Origin of the sequence: Lapidilactobacillus mulanensis, from assembly GCF_003946215.1 — a bacterium.
Classification (GTDB): Bacteria; Bacillota; Bacilli; order Lactobacillales; family Lactobacillaceae; genus Lapidilactobacillus; species Lapidilactobacillus mulanensis.
In genome coordinates this window covers 39,570-56,895 of record NZ_RHOW01000014.1, presented here as the reverse complement: position 1 = coordinate 56,895, position 17,326 = coordinate 39,570, and the positions used below count along the sequence as shown (strand labels likewise).

Here is a 17,326-nt window from a genome sequence, read left to right as displayed (position 1 = left end):
AAATCCCTCCATAGTTGTTAGATGAATTATTGTATTTCATCTGACAACCATAAAGGGATTATCGCATCGCTTCAATAATGAAGGACTAGATTTTAGAAGAAAAATCAGTGATCAGTGTGCAAATAAACGTTGATAAAGTTCGGTGATGGGACTTTGATTGTTGTTCGCATCCAAGACTAAATTGGCCGCCTGTTTTACTTCAGCAATGCCATTTTCAACGCTGACGCCCATTCCGGCTGCCTTAATCATCGGCAAGTCGTTAAAATTGTCACCAAGTGCGATAATTTCGTCCGTTTCGATGCCTAATCGCGCGCCTAACTCAATCGTTGCGCGACCTTTATCAACTGTTGGTGGATTGAATTCAACGTAGCGAGATGATGAGTAGGCGATCGTCATGGGTGCCGATACTTTTTCAATCGCTTTTTGACGAAAGTCGGTCAATACTTGTTGATCAAGATTTTCCATAATGATCTTGACGATCGGGATGTTTTTAAATCTTGCGAGTGTTGGATCGTTGAGTTCGCGAGGAATAACTTTGCGCGACTGAATATAAGCGCGTTCGTCTGCATTAATGTTGGTGACGTAGACCGCATTTAAAGTGTACACATGAATTCCCAATTGTGGTTCAAGCCGTGCCAACTGGTAAAGTTGATCTGCCACTTGATGATCTAAATAATGGTTGACTAAAACATTGTAGTGTTCATTATCAACGATCACACCGCCATTGTAAGAAACAACATATTGATTCGGTTGCCCATAGGTTCCGATTTTTTCAAGCAAACTTCGCATAGACGCAAATCCGCGCCCACTGTTCGGAACGAATTTGACGCCCATCGCCGTTAATTGGCGAATCGTTTGAACGTCTGCTTCCGAAATTTCACCGTGATCATTAAGCAGGCTTTCGTCGAGATCACTGACAATTAGTTTATACATTTTTACCTCATGCTAAATTTATAGTAGTGCGGTGAAACTTTGGGTCTTAGTCTGGAAAAGCCAATTGATGACATTTTGGCTGACGATCGGGGTCTTTTCGATCATAAATTCTGCGACTGGTGAAGATGTATATTGGCTAACAAACCAGCTGGGCTCGATCACATTTAAGATCGACAACGCCAGGAAGATGCCTAAGTACATGATCACAACCGCGATGATCGCACCAGCCAGACCGTTTGCTTGTTTGATCACGGGTATCCAAGTGACCGCACGAGAAAGCCGACCAAGCCAGCGTATGATCAGATGACCCACAAACATAATTAGCCAGAAGGCAATTGTTTGCGCCACAAAATGCGCGAATGGATCAGAAGGATCACCTTGTTTGGTCAGCGTTAATAAAGCGTCACCTAATTTGGAATCATAAAATAAACCAAGCAGGAAAACAAATAGTGTTCCGACGGTGTAAAGCAATTCCTTGATCAGTCCGCGACGATAACCGCGATGAATTGCGGCAAGGAGCAAAATAACGATAACAATTGATAAAATCATGGGCTTCACTTTCCTTATTTGATAATACTAGTTTAACAGGGAATCCGACGAATGTAATCGAGCTTGAGACTTATTTTTGAAAATAAAAAGGTTTGCGAAAAATAAATGACTGAAAAGTCATTGACCTTTCAGTCACCAAAGAATATAATCGCCCTTGTCATTAAAAGTGATGGGCTTTTATTTTGAAGGGGAGAGGCTAACTATGGCTGATCAAATCGTATTAGACGTTCAACATTTACAAAAGAAATTTGGCAAGTTCCAAGCGTTAAAAGATATTAATTTACAAGTACGTCAAGGTGAGGTCGTTGGATTTATCGGACCCAATGGCGCGGGTAAATCAACAACGATCCGAACTATATTGGGCATGCTAAAAGCAGACGGTGGTGTCGTTAAAGTTTTCGGCGAGGATGCTTGGTCACAGGCCGTTCAAATTCATCAACGACTGGCATATGTACCTGGTGACGTTTATTTGTGGCCGAATTTTACCGGTGGCCAAACGATCGACCTATTACTGAAGATGAGTAAGCAGCAACACAGCGCTAAAACGGATGAGTTGATCAAGAAATTTGAATTGGACCCGACGAAGAAAAATCAGACCTATTCAAAAGGTAACCGTCAAAAAATCGCGTTGATCGCCGCGTTATCTTGCGATGTGGATTTTTATATTTTTGATGAGCCAACTTCTGGGTTGGATCCATTGAACGAAATCATTTTTCAAGCGGAAGTGGTGCGTTTGAAGGATGAAGGCAAAGCGATTTTATTATCCAGCCATATTTTGTCAGAAGTTGAAAAAATGGGCGACACGATCGCAATCATTCGCCAAGGCACCATTATTGAATCGGGTTCGTTAGACGAAATGCGTCATCTGACGCGCACCAATGTCAATGTGAGTTCGACTGGCGAGCTTTCAACTCTCAAGGATTTATCTGGTGTGCATCAATTTAAATTAATTGATGATTCTAAAAACAAAGCTGAGTTTTCGGTTGATTCTGATGCATTGCAGGCTGTTATGCAAGTGCTAACGGATAAGGGGATCACCAATATTCAGGTCGCGCCACCAACACTAGAAGATTTATTCATGCGTTATTACGGCGATACGGACGTCGAACCAGAGGTGAATAAACATGTTCAATAATTTGTTTGCTCAATCTGGACGTTTGTTGAGAATCAATTTGAAACGTGATCGGTTTAAGATGCTGACGTGGATCGTCGTTATCATTGGCTTAATGATCGGTTATGCTTCAAAGATTGGCGTGATCTATTCGAGTCAAAGCTCGGTTAACGCCTTAATGGTTACTTTGCGTTCGCCTGCAATGATCGCCGTTCTAGGTTATGTGCCAGCAAATGTGAAGATGACTGAGGCTATTTTGTTTTCAAGTGAAATGCTTGTGTTTATGGGTTTGTTTTATGCCTTGGCCAGTTTACTGTTGTCGGTTAACGTCACGCGTGGTGATGAGGAGCAAGGACTGACTGAACTGGTTCAAGCAAAAGGTGTTGGTCGTCAGGCCACTTTGATGGCTGCGTTTCTAGAATCTGTGGTGTTTAATCTCGTCATGTTTGTCTTATTGGGTGTTGGATTACAACTAGCTAATATGACCGGCAGCAACACGAATGGTAACTGGCTGACTGCTGCACTTTTATCTGGCGTGGGATTATTATTTGGCACTAGCGGAATTCTGACCGCGCAAGTGACTGCCGAAGCGCGTACGGCGTCAACTTATACCATCGGATTATTAGGCCTTTCGTATTTAGTTCGCATGATGATCGACGTACAAAATCCTGACTATAACTGGTGGTCACCACTGGGTTGGATCGAACGCGGTGCGGTATATTACGACAATAATTGGCTGCCAGTGGTTTATATCATCTTGGCAATCATTGTGATTTTGGGCGCTGCGATATTTCTAAGTGCTCGGCGGGACGTCGGCGCTGGTCTGATTGCAACCCGTGCTGGAAAAGCGACGAGCCGTTTCTTAAGAGGACCACTGACAACGCTGATCAAAGTGGATGCCAAGGGATTTTGGTCTTGGTTCTTCGGCGCCATTATCATGGGACTGATGTATGGGTCGATTTTTAACAGTATCACTGACGTTCTGAAGTCCAATAAATTTATGGAACAAATGTTTAGCGACGCGATGAAAAATAAGGCCAGTGATGCATTGCTGCTTCAATTCCTATCAACACTTTCTGTTGTGTTTGTGCTGATCGGGACCGTTCGGGGAATTGTGCTAGTCAACAAGTTGGATGGCGATGCGAAGAAAGGCTATTTAGAACAGTTCCTAGCAAAACCTGTGAGTCGCGTACGTATTTTTTGGACATATGTTGGCTATGCATTGGTCAATGCGCTGATGGCGTTTGCGGCTGGGATCGGTGGTTTATATGCAGGTAATATTGCGGTGATGGGTAATCATCCACTAGCCCTTAAATATTTCACTCGGTTATTTGCGGGTTACAGCGTTACGATCGCCGTTATGATTGCACTAGCAGCTGTTGTGATTGCTTTTGCACCCAAGCTGAAAAGTATAGCCATGATTTATACGGGCGTGGCGTTTGTGGTGATGTATTTCCGCAGCATCTTCAAACTTAAGGACTGGATGGTGGAGTTGGTACCTTATGGCTGGATGCGGGATATTCCGGTGAAAGAAATCGACGGCACTGTTTTACTTGGCTTGTTGGTCGTAGCTGTTGTATTATTGGTTGTTGCGGCAAGCGGATTTCAACGCCGTGATCAAATCATGAATTAGGATGAGCACATGAGAAAAGTAACGAGATTGGCACGCGATCCCCAAAAAGAAATGCGGATCATTGACGAAGCTATGACCGAATTTGCGGCCAATGGCTATCACAAAACGCGAGTTGAAGACATTGCAGACAATGCCGATGTTTCTAAAGGCTTGGTTTTTAAATATTACGAGAGCAAATCACAGTTGTATTTGACCGTGCTTAAAGAAGCGACGGAACGCGTGATGAGCGTTGCTGACCTGCATGTTTGGCAGAATTCAGAGGATCTTGTCGCCATGATCATCAATGCCACCCAATATAAAATTAAACTGCAATTGAAATTTCAAAAAGAATTTAAAGTCTTATTGGACGCTTACGTTCGTAGCAATCAATTGCCAGAAGAAGCACGCCATTACGTCAAAGATAATTTAATTGATAATGCCGCGCTGCAAAATGAAATTACTGGGCCAGTCTTGGCGCGGATCAAGTTGAAGCCTGGTGTCCGTCGTGAAGATGTCTATGAAATGTTAAACCTGATTCAAGGCAGCTACTCGGTTAAGATCCAACAATATTTAGCGGCACATCCCGATATGAACAATATTGAGGATATGGATGATTTGATCGGCACGTTGACCCGTTATTTAGAGATTTTTGAGCACGGATTTTCGGCAGATTAGTTAAATAACCTTCAGATTTGACGGCCTCAAATCTGAAGGTTATTTTCATGATCGTGAAATTTAAGCGTTGATTTATCAATGTTGCAATTATAAGTTGCGCAAATAGCAGTTGCTAATTGCGCGATGTTCGGATTTTATGCTAGCTATCCCGCGGAGAACTCAGCATAATAAAGGTAGGTTCTCAGGGGGCTATCGAGAAGGAGTGATTTAAATGGCTAACATTGTATTTGCACAACAACTCAAGAAAATCAGATCAGAAAAAGGATTATCTCAGGAAAACATTGCCACAGAATTATTTATTTCACGACAGGCCGTTTCGCGCTGGGAAAGTGGCGAAGCGACACCCGATGTGAACAACTTGGTTCAATTAAGTGACTTGTTGGATGTTGATTTAGATTATCTGGTGCTTGCAAAAGAAAGTCATCCTGCTGAAGGAGCTGAGCAACAAACGTCGTCAACTAAACGGCCGATGAATGGCTGGGAATTCGTAGCTAAATATTGGTGGCTACTTCTTGCGATTGGTGGCTGGTTGAGCTGGTTTATTCCAACGATCGTATCGAGTTTTCGTTAAAATAACTAATGGATATATTTTTCGATTGTGGTTAGACTAATCGTCTGTTGATATTCATTAGCTAACTTGCGTTTGATTTCGTGACCGGTCAAATGATAACTGGAAGCGAGCAAATGAATATATATTTTTGCTTCAGTGGTCAGTGGACTCTTGGGCGCATCACTTTTACGGAATTTAGCCGTAAAATCAGGGATGCTCTCAGCCGTCGCTGGCCATTGATATTGTTCAAGTTGTTGCTCTAAATCGGAAATATTCATGATCAGTTTCGCCGTTACAGCTTCGTATTTTTTGATGGTTTGTTGGGACTGATCGATCTGTGCCCGTAACTTATCAAGACCGCTCTGTGTCCACAGAATCGTATCTTGACCGAGTTTAACAAAACCAAGCTGTGAATTCTTGGTCAGTTCAAGTGGATTGGTCGACGGCTTCTGGGACAGGACTTCAGTCGCTTCAAATTTTCGATACGGATAGCTACCGAAATAGCCTTTCGTATTCTTGGTGTATTTTATTTTTTGTTGTTGGGAATGCTGCTGAATGTCATTAACAAATTTCTTAATGATCTCTGGAAGTTTAGTGTGGTCTAAATAATGAATCACTAAATAAGGAATATCATATTTCTTGGTAAAATTCAGACGACTGTTCCCATTTGTGTTCAGGCGTTTCCAAGCGTCGACGGCTTCTGGGGTTTTATTGATGGGCTGATAATGTTGCGCGCCGTTATACTCAATAATCGCTAGAAAGTCATCGATACATAGTGCAAAGTCAACGGGCAGATGTGCGCCTTGTTGGCTTTTTAATTCTGGGAAAACTTTTTCCCGTTCGAAATAAATGCTCAGCTCATTTAATAATTGTCCAATTCGAGCTTCTTGCTTTGAAGGCGTATCCATTTAATGACCTCCGAAATATTTATCACTCTTAGCTTAACCATAACACAAAGTCACCGCAATTAGAACGTACGTTCCCTAAAAATTCGATGTTTTTGTAATCTTTTTTCAATTTAGCAGAACGCTTTAAGCATCGCGCTTGTTCAATTTGCGAATAATTCAGATAAAGCTTGTCATATTGACCTAGACATGTTATTTTATAACAAGATTAAATACGTTGAAAGAAGGGAAAGCCATGTCAGCTACTGAATTTTTAAAGCAACCAATGAATCAGAGCGATATTAACTTAAGGCATGGCTTTCCCATCGAGTGGGTACTTTACTAGTTTTTAGCTAAATACTAGATAATGTAGGCTATACCTTAAACAGGTCTAGTCTTTTTTTGTAGCTTAATAGCTTTATTGCCGGTGAACTTTAACGATACCTTATATTTTTGTGGCATTAGTTCAGCTTAGGCTACAGATGCTAAGGGTGGTAGAAACTGTCACGAATAGTGATGATCAATTAAAAATAGTTAGGAATATTAAATGGAAAATTTAAAAAAATATGAAAATTGGCAGCGTTGGATCACGCTGCTATTGTCTAGCCAAACGATTTCAATCTTCGGGTCGTTGGTTAGTGGCTTTGCAGTTGTCTGGTACATTACTTTGCAAACGGGTTCCGGCATGTGGGTCACTTATGCGACCTTAGCAACCACCGTTCCTTCAGTTATTATTTCACTGTGGGCTGGCGTTTGGGCGGATCGTTATAGTCGAAAATATCTAGCGATGATCGCCGATTCTGGTATTGCCATCGCAACCTTGACAATGGCCATTTTATTTTCGCTGGGATTTGATCAGTTATGGTTGTTATTAATTCTGTTAGCGGTGCGTTCCGCGGGTAACGGTATTCAATCGCCATCGGTCAACGCCATGATCGCCGATATCGTTCCGCAAAATAATTTAAGCCGGATCAACGGAATCTATAATACGCTTAGTTCGTTTTCTCAATTAATGGCACCAGCAATGGGTGGTGTCATTCTAGCAAACTTTGATTTACGTTTTGCTTTCGCATTAGATGTGGTCACGGCGATCATTGGGATTTCAATGACGGGCTTGATTAAATTGGCGCCACGCGAACATCGAGTCGAGCAAACGGGTGTTTTTCAAGAAATGGCTGCGGGTTTGCGTTATGTACGCGCTCGTCCATTGATCATCGGTTTAATGATCGCCTATGGGGCCTTCTTCATCTTGTTAGCACCAGCCAGTGTTCTGTCACCAGTCTTCGTTGAACGCGCGTACGGGAACAATGTGGCCTTCCTGACCTGGTCTGAAGTGGCATGGTCGATCGGTTCGGTAGTCGGTGGTGTTTTGGTTGCCACTAGAAAAGTAATCAAGGATAAAGTGGGTGCGATTGCTTTAGTCATGGTTGTCTGCGGGGTGGTTTTCGGCGTGATCGGATTTGCACCGTCGATTTGGTGGTACTGTGTGATCATGGCCGTTGGTGGTCTGGTTTTCCCACTTCTGCCAACTGCAGATACCACATTGATCCAGGAAAACGTTGAGCCCGATTATATGGGACGTGTTTTCTCCGTGTTCGGAATTTTTGTCGGTGCGACAACGCCGATCGGAACACTATTATTCGGTCCTTTAGCCGACTTGATCAATATTAAATGGATTTTTCTAGGCACAGGTATTTTGAACATTGTCGTTGGGTTTCTCTTCCTCAGTTCAATGAAAAAATATCGCCAAGAGGAACTACAAAAGTATCGAAAATAATCAAGTTGATCTGTTATGCAGCTACGTTTTTGGTGGCTGCATTTTTTAATCCTGCAAATAATTCAGTTTACGGAAAATTTACCGTGATATAACGCGTTATGAGGTTGCAAATAGGTCGATTTTTAGTTAAAGTAAAAGCAGTGTGTGAAACAAAAGGTTGTTTCACGAAGAACGTGAGGGGTAAAATGTCACCAGATCAATTTTTTCAACAGTTAGAAACTCAAGGGATCATCTTAACGGCAACACAAAAACAACAATTTGATAACTATTATCATTTATTAGTCGAGACCAATAAAGTGGTTAATTTGACGGCGATCACCACTGAAGGTGACGTTTATTTAAAGCACTTCTACGATTCGTTGACCCTGGCGTTTGCTTTGCCAGAGTTACAAACGGCGTCTTTGTCGTTATTGGATGTTGGTGCGGGCGCCGGCTTCCCATCGATCCCGAATAAAATTGTGTTTCCGCAACTCGAAGTCAGCATTGTTGATTCATTAAATAAGCGCATCAATTTCTTGCAAGAGTTGGCAACACAACTCGATTTACAAGGGGTCGCTTTTTATCACGAGCGCGCCGAAGACTTTGGCAGTAAACGCTCGCCACATCGTCAGAGTTATAACGTCGTTACAGCCCGTGCGGTTGCCAGCTTGCCGGTTCTAGCAGAGTTATGTTTGCCACTCGTTCAAAAAGGCGGCTATTTCGTGGCGATGAAGGGTAGCAAGGGCGTTGAGGAATTACAACAGTCTGAGCATGCTTTTCACGTTCTCGGTGGCAAATTAGTTAAGTCGATTGAATTGACCTTGCCAGAAACAAAGGATAAACGCGTCATCATCATTGTTCAAAAAACGAAAGAAACACCTAAAACTTATCCGCGTAAACCAGGTACGATCACCAAGGCACCATTGCTTGGTGATGAATTGAAGTAAAGGAGGAACAAGATGGCTTTCTTCAATCAAAAAAAAGAAACGAATCAATCTGATCCTGATGAATTGGAAAATGCAGATCAGTCGAAAAAAAATATTCGGCAAATTTCGATTTTACAGATTGTTCCCAATCGATTTCAGCCGCGTAAACAATTCACAGCCGGATCTATTAACGAGTTAGCACAGACGATCGCGGCACATGGCCTCTTGCAACCGATTATTTTGCGTGAATACGCACCGGATCATTATGAAATCATTGCCGGTGAACGTCGCTATCGCGCAGTGCAGTCGCTAGGCTGGGCAGAAATTTCGGCTATTGTGAAACAAATGACCGATCAGGAATCTGCGGAAATGGCAGTGATCGAGAATTTACAGCGTGAAGATTTAAACCCGATCGACGAAGCCGCTGCTTATCAAAGCTTATTGGACACGACCCATGGCACCCAAGCCCAGTTGGCGCAACGTTTAGGGAAAAGCCAATCTTATTTAGCTAATCAATTACGTCTACTCAAGTTACCCGCAGAAGCGCAACAAGCCATCGTGAATGGTCAGATCACACCCAGACATGGGCGCGCACTTTTGAAACTCGACGCGATCACGCAAGCCATTGTCTTGAAACAGATTTTAGCAGACCATCTCACGGTTGGCCAAACCGACCAATTGATTGCCCAATTAAGTGCCCCGGATGCGACTCAGACTGCAAAGCCAACAACGCAGGAGAAAACTGGGACGGCTAATTCCGCGCAGCCTGCTGCAAAGGACGATCCACAAAACGGGACAGGCGCACACCGATTAACCAACGCTGCAAAAAAAATTAAACAGTCATTAAAACAAATCCAGTCTGCAGGTAATCAGGTACAGTTCACCGAAAAAGCAACGGCTGATCACTACACGATCACAATTGAAGTTTCTGTTGCTAACTCCGCAGAGAATGAAGAGGAAAACTAATGGTCAAGGTAATTTCAATTGCAAATCAAAAAGGTGGCGTTGGCAAAACGACCACGACGATCAATCTCGCTGCGTGCTTGAATGAAGCCGGTAAACGCGTCTTAATTGTTGACAGCGACCCCCAAGGCAACGCAACTAGTGGATTGGGCATAAAAAAATCCGATGTTTCAAAAGATGTCTACGATGTCTTGATCAATCAGTTGCCAATGAAGTCGGCCATTTATCACACGAAGCGTGTGCACCTTGATGTTGTACCCGCGACGATTCAATTGGCCGGTGCTGAAATCGAATTGACCACGCAGACGGCTCGCGAACAACGGCTACTCAAAGGATTGGCTGGCGTTAAAGCTCAGTATGATTATGTCTTGATCGATTGCCCACCATCCTTAGGACAGCTGTCGATCAATGCTTTTACGGCTAGCGATTCGATTATCATTCCGGTTCAGAGTGAATACTATGCATTGGAAGGTTTGAGCCAGTTGCTGAACACCGTCCGTCTCGTTCAGAAGCATTTCAACCCGGAGTTGAGTATTGAGGGTGTGCTTTTGACCATGTATGATGCGCGCACTAACCTTGGTGCAGAAGTCATCGAAGAAGTGCGCAAGACATTTCGCGATCGCGTTTACCAGACGGTTATTCCACGCATCACACGTTTGGCAGAGGCGCCAAGTTACGGATTATCGATCATCGATTATGATCGTAAATCTCGTGGCGCGGAAGTTTACCAAGCTTTAGCAAAGGAGGTTATGGCTGCTAATGGCGACAAATAAGAATTCAAAAGGACTAGGCAGAGGAATCGATGCAATTTTTTCCGACTTTGAATCTGTTAATACAGACAAGGAAGTTGTTGAAGAATTATCATTAGCTGACATTCGCCCTAACCCTTATCAGCCTCGAAAAACTTTCGATGATGCTGCATTGCAAGAATTAGCGGATTCGATTCGTCAAAGCGGTGTTTTCCAACCGATCATGGTGCGTAAAAGTTTGAATGGCTATGAAATCATTGCTGGCGAGCGTCGTTTCCGTGCCAGTAAGATTGCTGGTAAAGAAACAATTCCAGCGATCGTTCGTCAAATCGATGAACAACAAATGATGGAAATCGCCGTTCTTGAAAATTTGCAACGTGAGGATTTAACGCCGTTAGAAGAGGCAGAGGCGTACCAAACGTTGATTCAAAAGTTGAGTCTGACGCAAGAAGAAGTTTCGGAGCGAATTGGTAAAAGTCGCCCGTATATTGCTAATTACTTACGCTTACTGACATTACCCGATGTTACCAAAGAATATTTACAAACAGGTAAGCTTTCAATGGCGCAGGCCAGGACATTGCTTAGTTTGAAAAATAAAGCAGAGATCGACACCGTTGCTGAAAAAGCGATTAAAGATGGCTTAACGGTGCGACAGCTCGAACAGTTTGTTTTACAAATGAATGCCGATAAAGCTACGGTGAAAGCTAAACAACCAGCGAAATCACCTTATATCAAGGCGACAGAAAACGCATTGGTCGATAAATTAGCGACGAAAGTTAAAATCAGCGCGAATAAACGAGGCGCCGGTAAAATTGAAATTAAATACACGTCAGTGAAAGATTTGAACCGGTTATTGGATGTCCTAGATATTAAAATCGACTAGAATAATTGTGCTCACAACATACAAGAGGAGGCCAGCAAGCAATGTTTGAACTTGGTGATTTAGTACAGATGAAGAAGCCTCATGCTTGTGGGGAGAATCGCTGGGAAGTCGTCCGGCTTGGCGCTGATATTAAAATTAAGTGCATGGGTTGCGGCCACCTAGTGATGTTGACAAGACGTGACTTTACGAAGAAAATGAAGAAGGAATTACAGAAAGCCGCCGAAGTTGATCCGGCTTTAGAAAAAGAATACTTAACAGTGGATCAAATTAAAAAACCGCGCTAATGTAGTCTCACATTTTGTCCATGCTTGAAAATAAATAAAAAGGAAGTTTATCATGTCATTAACAGCTGGTATTGTTGGTTTACCTAATGTTGGTAAGTCCACTTTATTTAACGCAATCACTAAAGCAGGCGCCGAAATGGCGAATTATCCCTTTGCAACGATCGACCCAAATGTGGGGATGGTTGAAGTTCCAGATGCACGTTTGGCGCGAATCGATGAAGTCATTCCTGCGAAAAAAATTGTGCATACCACTTTCGAATTTACTGATATTGCCGGCATCGTCAAGGGTGCGAGCAAAGGTGAAGGTTTAGGCAATAAATTCTTGGAGAATATTCGCCAAGTGGATGCCATCGTTCATGTTGTTCGTGCTTTTGATGATGATAATATCACCACAGTTACCGGCAAAGTTGATCCACTCGATGATATTGAAACGATCAATTTAGAATTGATCTTGGCCGATTTAGACAGTGTTAATAAGCGTTATGATCGTGTCGAGAAGATCGCGCGCACGAAGGATAAAGAAGCGCTAGCTGAGTTTGCCGTTTTGAAAAAAATCAAGCCAGTTTTGGAAAGTGGCGAATCCGTTCGCTCGATCGAATTCGATGAGGACGAACAAAAAATTGTTAAAGGGTTCTTCCTATTAACGGCTAAACCCGTTCTGTATGTGGCTAATATTGCCGAAGATTCTATGGGTGATCCAGATGCGGATCCATATTATCAAATCGTTCGTGATTATGCTGAGAAAGAAAATGCTGAAGCGATCGGGATCTCCGCGAAGACAGAAGAAGAAATCGCAGAGTTGGACGATAACGACAAGGCTGATTTCTTAGCTGCTGAGGGTGCCAGTGAGTCTGGTTTGGATCGCTTGATCAGAGCTTCGTATTCATTATTAGGTTTGGCAACCTTCTTCACAGCAGGCGGTCCAGAAACGCGTGCTTGGACGTTTAAAAAAGGCATGAAAGCACCACAAGTTGCCGGAATTATCCATTCTGATTTCGAACGGGGCTTCATTCGTGCCGAGACGGTTTCTTTTGCTGATCTCGACAAATACGGTAGCATGCAAGCTGCTCGCGAAGCTGGGCGGTTGCGTTCTGAAGGTAAGGAATATCAAGTACAAGACGGCGACATTATCGAATTTAGATTTAACGTCTAATTTTCAATTGAGAGGGAGCGAATGACTATTGGCATCAACAGAAGAAAGAAATCAGCAAGCGAAGGAACAACAGGCAGAAAAGCTCACTGCGCAGGAACAAAACCAGGCAGAGATCGAATCGATGTCTGCAGCACAATTACACGCTGAACTGAGTAATAAGAACGATGACTATATTTTCAAGCTGCATAAGTTACTCGTCGAGGGTGGTTACACCGACGCTGACGCAAATGCGAAGATCGATGCATTGTTGCCAGAAGTTATTTCTAATCAGCGTGTTGGTAAACCGGCAACGCAAATTTACGGTTCACCAAGTTTCAAGTTTGATCAAATGATCCATGCCAAAGAAAAGCCAAAGAAAGTTAAATATTGGATGCGCGCAATCGATATGAGTTTCCTGTACTTAGTAATTTTGGCCGTTTTGTTCGGCGTGATGGGTCTGATTCCTAACAATAAGAATGCCACGACCCAATCTTCTGGTATTTTAAGTCTGATCGTGATGGCGCTGGCCTTTGGGTTCCTGCTCACTTGGTTTACGGACACGATGGAGACTTCTCGCAATCGTAAAAAAGACACGAAGCATAAGTTTAACTGGGGAACGATCGGTAGAGGCGCCGTGGCAACGGTTGGTGTTTTGCTACTGATTTCTTTGACGGCTTTCGTCAATCCTACAATTAATCCGATCCTTCCCGCGTGGGGGTATCTCGTTTTAGCGGCAGCATCTTATGGCGCACGTTATTTATTCCGTCGCCAGTATCACATTACCGGCCGTTCAATGTAATCAATTATGGAATGATCAAAAATGGTCATTCTTTTTTTGAAATCAAAGACGAATAACTGTTAATTGATGAATTAACTGATATAATTGAGCACAATTATGAACTGTCTGAATAAAAAATTGGAGGCTATGATCAATGAGTAATTGGGACCATAAATTTGTAAAAGAAGGACTTACTTTTGATGACGTGTTGTTAATTCCTGCCGAAAGTCATGTGTTGCCACATGATGTTGATTTATCGGTAGATCTAGCTGCTAATTTACATTTGAATGTTCCCATTTTAAGCGCAAGTATGGACACAGTTACAGAGGCAAATATGGCCATTGCTATTGCTCGCCAAGGCGGTTTAGGCGTGATTCATAAAAACATGAGCATTGCCCAGCAAGCCGATGAAGTGCGCAAGGTTAAACGTTCCGAAAGCGGCGTTATAACGGATCCGTTTTATATCACGCCAGAACGTCCGATCAAAGAAGCAGAGCAACTAATGCAGCGTTATCGGATCAGCGGCGTTCCAGTTGTAACGGATGATGAAAGCTTAAAGTTAGTCGGCATCGTCACTAATCGGGACTTGCGTTTTGTCACGGATTGGCAAGCACCTGTAAGCAGCGCAATGACGAGTAAAGATTTAGTGACTGCAAAGGCAGGGACATCTTTACAAGACGCAGAAAAAATTCTCCAACGTTATCGAATCGAAAAATTACCACTCGTCGATGATAATGGTCGCCTCAGCGGATTGATCACCATCAAAGATATTGAAAATGTTAAGCAGTACCCGAATTCTGCCAAGGATTCTCGCGGTCGCCTATTGACTGCCGCAGCCGTTGGCGTTACCTCAGACACATTTGAACGCGCTCAAGCTCTGTTCGATGCTGGTGCGGATGCAATCATTATTGACACCGCTCACGGACATTCTGCGGGTGTTTTGCGCAAGGTCGCTGAAATCCGTGATGCCTTCCCAGGCAAAACTCTGATTGCCGGTAACGTGGCAACTGCTTCTGGAACTGCCGCACTTTTTGATGCCGGTGTTGATATTGTGAAGGTCGGAATTGGACCTGGTTCCATTTGTACAACGCGGATCGTTGCCGGTGTTGGGGTTCCCCAAATTACTGCCGTGTATGATGCTGCTGGTGAAGCTCGTCGTCGTGGCAAGGCAATTATTGCCGATGGCGGGATCAAATTCTCTGGCGATATTGTTAAGGCGTTGGCGGCTGGCGGGACTGCGGTCATGTTAGGCGGTATGTTGGCCGGAACCGATGAAGCTCCCGGCGAATTCGAAATTTTCCAAGGCCGTCGTTTCAAGACGTATCGTGGCATGGGCTCGTTGGCTGCAATGTCACACGGTTCATCCGATCGTTATTTCCAATCCGGTGTTAATGAAGCCGATAAGTTAGTTCCCGAAGGTATCGAAGGCCGCGTTGCTTATCGCGGTGCTTTGGCCGACGTGCTCTACCAGATGGAAGGTGGCTTGCGCTCAGGTATGGGTTATGTAGGGGCAGCCAATATTGCTGCATTACAAGACAATGCCCAATTTGTTAAAATTACCGGCGCCGGATTGAAAGAATCACATCCACATGATATTCAAATCACCAAAGAAGCGCCTAATTACAGTATTGGTAATTAGCGTGCTATTGTTAAATTAAATTGAAATAATGACTGGACCGTAGAATGGTGCCCTTAATTCTGCGGTCTTTTTATATCCGCTGATCGAATTCAGAAGGATCGATAATTTTTAAACGTATTTTGGTATGCCTAAACATCTTCTTCACATCTGCTAACAAAAGTGTAAAATAAGACGTGGATGAAATGATGAAAGGGCGGGAATTGAATGGCGGAGAAAGAACATCACAAACTAGTAGAGTACGCGAATGGACCTAGTTTGCAAGAAATCAATGACACAGTAGAGATTCCAAAGGGAGGTAGTTTCTGGAAAAATTTAATCGCTTTTTCTGGACCCGGCGCATTAGTCGCAGTCGGTTATATGGATCCTGGTAACTGGGTAACCTCCATTGGTGGTGGTGCGCAATACGGCTACTTGCTAATGTCTGTGATCTTAATTTCAAGTTTAATTGCGATGTTATTACAATACATGGCTGCTAAACTTGGCATTGTGACGCACAAAGATTTAGCACAATCGATCCGAATCTATTCAGGTAAAAAATTAGGGTTTGCGCTTTGGATCATTACGGAATTGGCAATCATGGCGACAGACATCGCCGAAGTTATCGGTGGTGCGATCGCACTGGAATTATTATTTGGAATTCCTTTGACAGTCGGCGTTGCGTTGACTGTCTTAGACGTTTTCGTTTTATTATTATTAACCAAGTTAGGCTTTCGCAAAATTGAAGCCATTGTCGTGACTTTGATCTTAGTGATCTTAGCCGTCTTTATTTATCAAGTCATTATTGCGCAACCCAACATGGCGGAAGCGATGAAGGGCTTTATCCCAACGAAGCAAGTTTTAAAACCAGGTGAATTGCACATGGCTTTAGGGATCGTTGGTGCGACAGTTATGCCTCATAATTTATTCTTGCACTCGTCGATTTCACAGACGCGTAAATACGATCGCGCAGATGAAGACCAAGTGGCAAAAGCAGTTAAGTATACGACTTGGGATTCTAATCTTCAATTAACGGCAGCTTTTGTTGTAAATTGTTTGTTACTCTTAGTTGGTGCTGCGTTATTCTTCGGTAAAGATACAACTCGATTAGGAACTTTCGGCAATTTATATGACGCTTTGAAAGATCCAACGATGGCTGGTGCGGTTGCATCTCCAATTTTATCGACATTATTTGCAGTTGCCTTGTTAGCCTCTGGTCAGAATTCGACGATCACCGGAACATTGACTGGGCAAATTGTCATGGAAGGTTTCATCAACATGAAGATGCCTTTATGGGCACGGCGTTTGGTGACCCGGTTGATTTCTGTGATCCCAGTTTTAATTGCGGCTATTATTTTCCACGGCAAGGAATCAGCACTGGATTTACTGCTGGTCAATTCGCAAGTCTTCTTGTCAGTTGCGCTACCGTTCTCGATCATTCCCTTAACGATCTTCACAGGCTCGAAGAAAATTATGGGTGAACGATTTGTGAACAAGCTTTGGATCACGGTTCTCGCGTGGGCGATCACTATTATTCTGACGATCTTAAACCTACAAATCGTGTGGACTTCATTCAAAGGATTTCTTTAATTCAGGATCAACATCAAAAACTAAATCATTTCATTCTGGGAAAACGAACGCGATTGATCAACGTTCGTTTTTTTATGTCCTAATAAGGTCAAGCGACCAGCGCAGTTCGCCATTTTTCTCGTGACTTGTACGTAATTTCGGTCGAAATGAGGTCTTATTAATTTAAAAATTATAAAATTTCGTCAATTACGGCACATCAATGTGGAATTATTAAAGAAATTTAAGTTTGTATTTGTTACAATTAACCAGTATAGACAGTTTTATGATTGAGTGGTATTTTTGGACTAGATGCATTTATCGTGCTGTTGGAAACTGAGTTGATAATTCATGAATATC

General features: G+C 43.0%; 17 protein-coding genes. 14 read left to right on the top strand and 3 right to left on the bottom strand.

The window, feature by feature from the left end; translation table 11 throughout:
- Window positions 1-111: 111 nt before the first annotated feature.
- The gene (locus EKM67_RS05235; protein ID WP_125577970.1) at window positions 112-933 is read right to left on the bottom strand and encodes a Cof-type HAD-IIB family hydrolase; all 822 of its coding nucleotides are present in this window, start codon (window positions 931-933) and stop codon (window positions 112-114) included.
- 18 nt (window positions 934-951) lie between these two features.
- Window positions 952-1,482 (bottom strand): CvpA family protein, encoded by a 531-nt coding sequence (locus EKM67_RS05230; protein WP_125577967.1) that lies wholly within the window; start codon window positions 1,480-1,482, stop codon window positions 952-954.
- 202 nt (window positions 1,483-1,684) lie between these two features.
- On the opposite strand from EKM67_RS05230, the gene EKM67_RS05225 reads away from it, so the two are divergent.
- From EKM67_RS05225 to EKM67_RS05210, 4 genes are all read left to right on the top strand, one after another.
- Window positions 1,685-2,617, top strand: coding sequence for an ABC transporter ATP-binding protein (locus tag EKM67_RS05225; protein ID WP_125577965.1), 933 nt, complete (start codon window positions 1,685-1,687; stop codon window positions 2,615-2,617).
- Window positions 2,607-4,226 carry an ABC transporter permease gene (locus EKM67_RS05220; RefSeq protein ID WP_125577963.1) on the top strand — a complete coding sequence of 540 codons (1,620 nt, stop codon included), beginning with the start codon at window positions 2,607-2,609 and terminating at the stop codon, window positions 4,224-4,226. The genes EKM67_RS05225 and EKM67_RS05220 overlap by 11 nt, the downstream gene beginning before the upstream one ends.
- Window positions 4,227-4,235: 9 nt before the next feature.
- Window positions 4,236-4,880 carry a TetR/AcrR family transcriptional regulator gene (locus tag EKM67_RS05215; protein ID WP_125577962.1) on the top strand — a complete coding sequence of 215 codons (645 nt, stop codon included), beginning with the start codon at window positions 4,236-4,238 and terminating at the stop codon, window positions 4,878-4,880.
- A gap of 211 nt (window positions 4,881-5,091) precedes the next feature.
- The gene (locus EKM67_RS05210) at window positions 5,092-5,451 is read left to right on the top strand and encodes a helix-turn-helix domain-containing protein (RefSeq protein WP_125577960.1); all 360 of its coding nucleotides are present in this window, start codon (window positions 5,092-5,094) and stop codon (window positions 5,449-5,451) included.
- Window positions 5,452-5,456: 5 nt separating this feature from the next.
- Here EKM67_RS05210 and EKM67_RS05205 read toward each other — a convergent pair whose 3' ends face one another.
- Entirely contained in the window at window positions 5,457-6,338 is an 882-nt protein-coding gene (locus EKM67_RS05205) for a hypothetical protein (protein WP_125577958.1), read from the bottom strand.
- A 523-nt stretch (window positions 6,339-6,861) separates the two neighbouring features.
- Between EKM67_RS05205 and EKM67_RS05200 the strand changes: the two genes are divergently transcribed.
- From EKM67_RS05200 to EKM67_RS05155, 10 genes are all read left to right on the top strand, one after another.
- Complete coding sequence (locus EKM67_RS05200) at window positions 6,862-8,091, top strand: MFS transporter (RefSeq protein WP_125577956.1); 1,230 nt, start codon at window positions 6,862-6,864, stop codon at window positions 8,089-8,091.
- Window positions 8,092-8,276: 185 nt separating this feature from the next.
- Window positions 8,277-9,017: a 16S rRNA (guanine(527)-N(7))-methyltransferase RsmG gene (gene rsmG / locus EKM67_RS05195; protein WP_125577954.1), complete on the top strand. Its 741-nt coding sequence runs from the start codon at window positions 8,277-8,279 to the stop codon at window positions 9,015-9,017.
- A gap of 12 nt (window positions 9,018-9,029) precedes the next feature.
- Entirely contained in the window at window positions 9,030-9,962 is a 933-nt protein-coding gene (locus EKM67_RS05190) for a ParB/RepB/Spo0J family partition protein (protein ID WP_125577952.1), read from the top strand.
- Entirely contained in the window at window positions 9,962-10,732 is a 771-nt protein-coding gene (locus EKM67_RS05185; RefSeq protein WP_125577950.1) for a ParA family protein, read from the top strand. The genes EKM67_RS05190 and EKM67_RS05185 overlap by 1 nt, the downstream gene beginning before the upstream one ends.
- Window positions 10,719-11,591 carry a ParB/RepB/Spo0J family partition protein gene (locus tag EKM67_RS05180; RefSeq protein ID WP_125577948.1) on the top strand — a complete coding sequence of 291 codons (873 nt, stop codon included), beginning with the start codon at window positions 10,719-10,721 and terminating at the stop codon, window positions 11,589-11,591. Before EKM67_RS05185 ends, EKM67_RS05180 begins: the two co-directional genes overlap by 14 nt.
- Before the next feature lie 41 nt (window positions 11,592-11,632).
- On the top strand, window positions 11,633-11,875 hold the full coding sequence (locus EKM67_RS05175; RefSeq protein ID WP_125577946.1) for a DUF951 domain-containing protein: 243 nt from the start codon (window positions 11,633-11,635) through the stop codon (window positions 11,873-11,875).
- 52 nt (window positions 11,876-11,927) lie between these two features.
- A complete protein-coding gene (ychF, locus tag EKM67_RS05170; RefSeq protein WP_125577944.1) occupies window positions 11,928-13,028 on the top strand; it encodes a redox-regulated ATPase YchF in 1,101 nt (366 codons plus the stop codon).
- 28 nt (window positions 13,029-13,056) lie between these two features.
- Window positions 13,057-13,806, top strand: a complete 750-nt coding sequence (locus EKM67_RS05165; protein ID WP_125577942.1) for a DUF1129 family protein — start codon at window positions 13,057-13,059, stop codon at window positions 13,804-13,806.
- 133 nt (window positions 13,807-13,939) lie between these two features.
- Window positions 13,940-15,424 carry an IMP dehydrogenase gene (gene guaB, locus EKM67_RS05160; RefSeq protein WP_125577940.1) on the top strand — a complete coding sequence of 495 codons (1,485 nt, stop codon included), beginning with the start codon at window positions 13,940-13,942 and terminating at the stop codon, window positions 15,422-15,424.
- A gap of 204 nt (window positions 15,425-15,628) precedes the next feature.
- Window positions 15,629-16,990: an Nramp family divalent metal transporter gene (locus EKM67_RS05155; protein ID WP_125577938.1), complete on the top strand. Its 1,362-nt coding sequence runs from the start codon at window positions 15,629-15,631 to the stop codon at window positions 16,988-16,990.
- Window positions 16,991-17,326: the final 336 nt, after the last annotated feature.

What these genes read in the sequence shown, in the direction of transcription:
- EKM67_RS05235 (WP_125577970.1), bottom strand. Translation starts at nt 933, where the DNA reads ATGTATAAACTAATTGTCAGTGATCTCGACGAAAGCCTGCTTAATGAT.
- EKM67_RS05230 (WP_125577967.1), bottom strand. Translation starts at nt 1,482, where the DNA reads ATGATTTTATCAATTGTTATCGTTATTTTGCTCCTTGCCGCAATTCAT.
- EKM67_RS05225 (WP_125577965.1), top strand. Translation starts at nt 1,685, where the DNA reads ATGGCTGATCAAATCGTATTAGACGTTCAACATTTACAAAAGAAATTT.
- EKM67_RS05220 (WP_125577963.1), top strand. Translation starts at nt 2,607, where the DNA reads ATGTTCAATAATTTGTTTGCTCAATCTGGACGTTTGTTGAGAATCAAT.
- EKM67_RS05215 (WP_125577962.1), top strand. Translation starts at nt 4,236, where the DNA reads ATGAGAAAAGTAACGAGATTGGCACGCGATCCCCAAAAAGAAATGCGG.
- EKM67_RS05210 (WP_125577960.1), top strand. Translation starts at nt 5,092, where the DNA reads ATGGCTAACATTGTATTTGCACAACAACTCAAGAAAATCAGATCAGAA.
- EKM67_RS05205 (WP_125577958.1), bottom strand. Translation starts at nt 6,338, where the DNA reads ATGGATACGCCTTCAAAGCAAGAAGCTCGAATTGGACAATTATTAAAT.
- EKM67_RS05200 (WP_125577956.1), top strand. Translation starts at nt 6,862, where the DNA reads ATGGAAAATTTAAAAAAATATGAAAATTGGCAGCGTTGGATCACGCTG.
- rsmG (WP_125577954.1), top strand. Translation starts at nt 8,277, where the DNA reads ATGTCACCAGATCAATTTTTTCAACAGTTAGAAACTCAAGGGATCATC.
- EKM67_RS05190 (WP_125577952.1), top strand. Translation starts at nt 9,030, where the DNA reads ATGGCTTTCTTCAATCAAAAAAAAGAAACGAATCAATCTGATCCTGAT.
- EKM67_RS05185 (WP_125577950.1), top strand. Translation starts at nt 9,962, where the DNA reads ATGGTCAAGGTAATTTCAATTGCAAATCAAAAAGGTGGCGTTGGCAAA.
- EKM67_RS05180 (WP_125577948.1), top strand. Translation starts at nt 10,719, where the DNA reads ATGGCGACAAATAAGAATTCAAAAGGACTAGGCAGAGGAATCGATGCA.
- EKM67_RS05175 (WP_125577946.1), top strand. Translation starts at nt 11,633, where the DNA reads ATGTTTGAACTTGGTGATTTAGTACAGATGAAGAAGCCTCATGCTTGT.
- ychF (WP_125577944.1), top strand. Translation starts at nt 11,928, where the DNA reads ATGTCATTAACAGCTGGTATTGTTGGTTTACCTAATGTTGGTAAGTCC.
- guaB (WP_125577940.1), top strand. Translation starts at nt 13,940, where the DNA reads ATGAGTAATTGGGACCATAAATTTGTAAAAGAAGGACTTACTTTTGAT.
- EKM67_RS05155 (WP_125577938.1), top strand. Translation starts at nt 15,629, where the DNA reads ATGGCGGAGAAAGAACATCACAAACTAGTAGAGTACGCGAATGGACCT.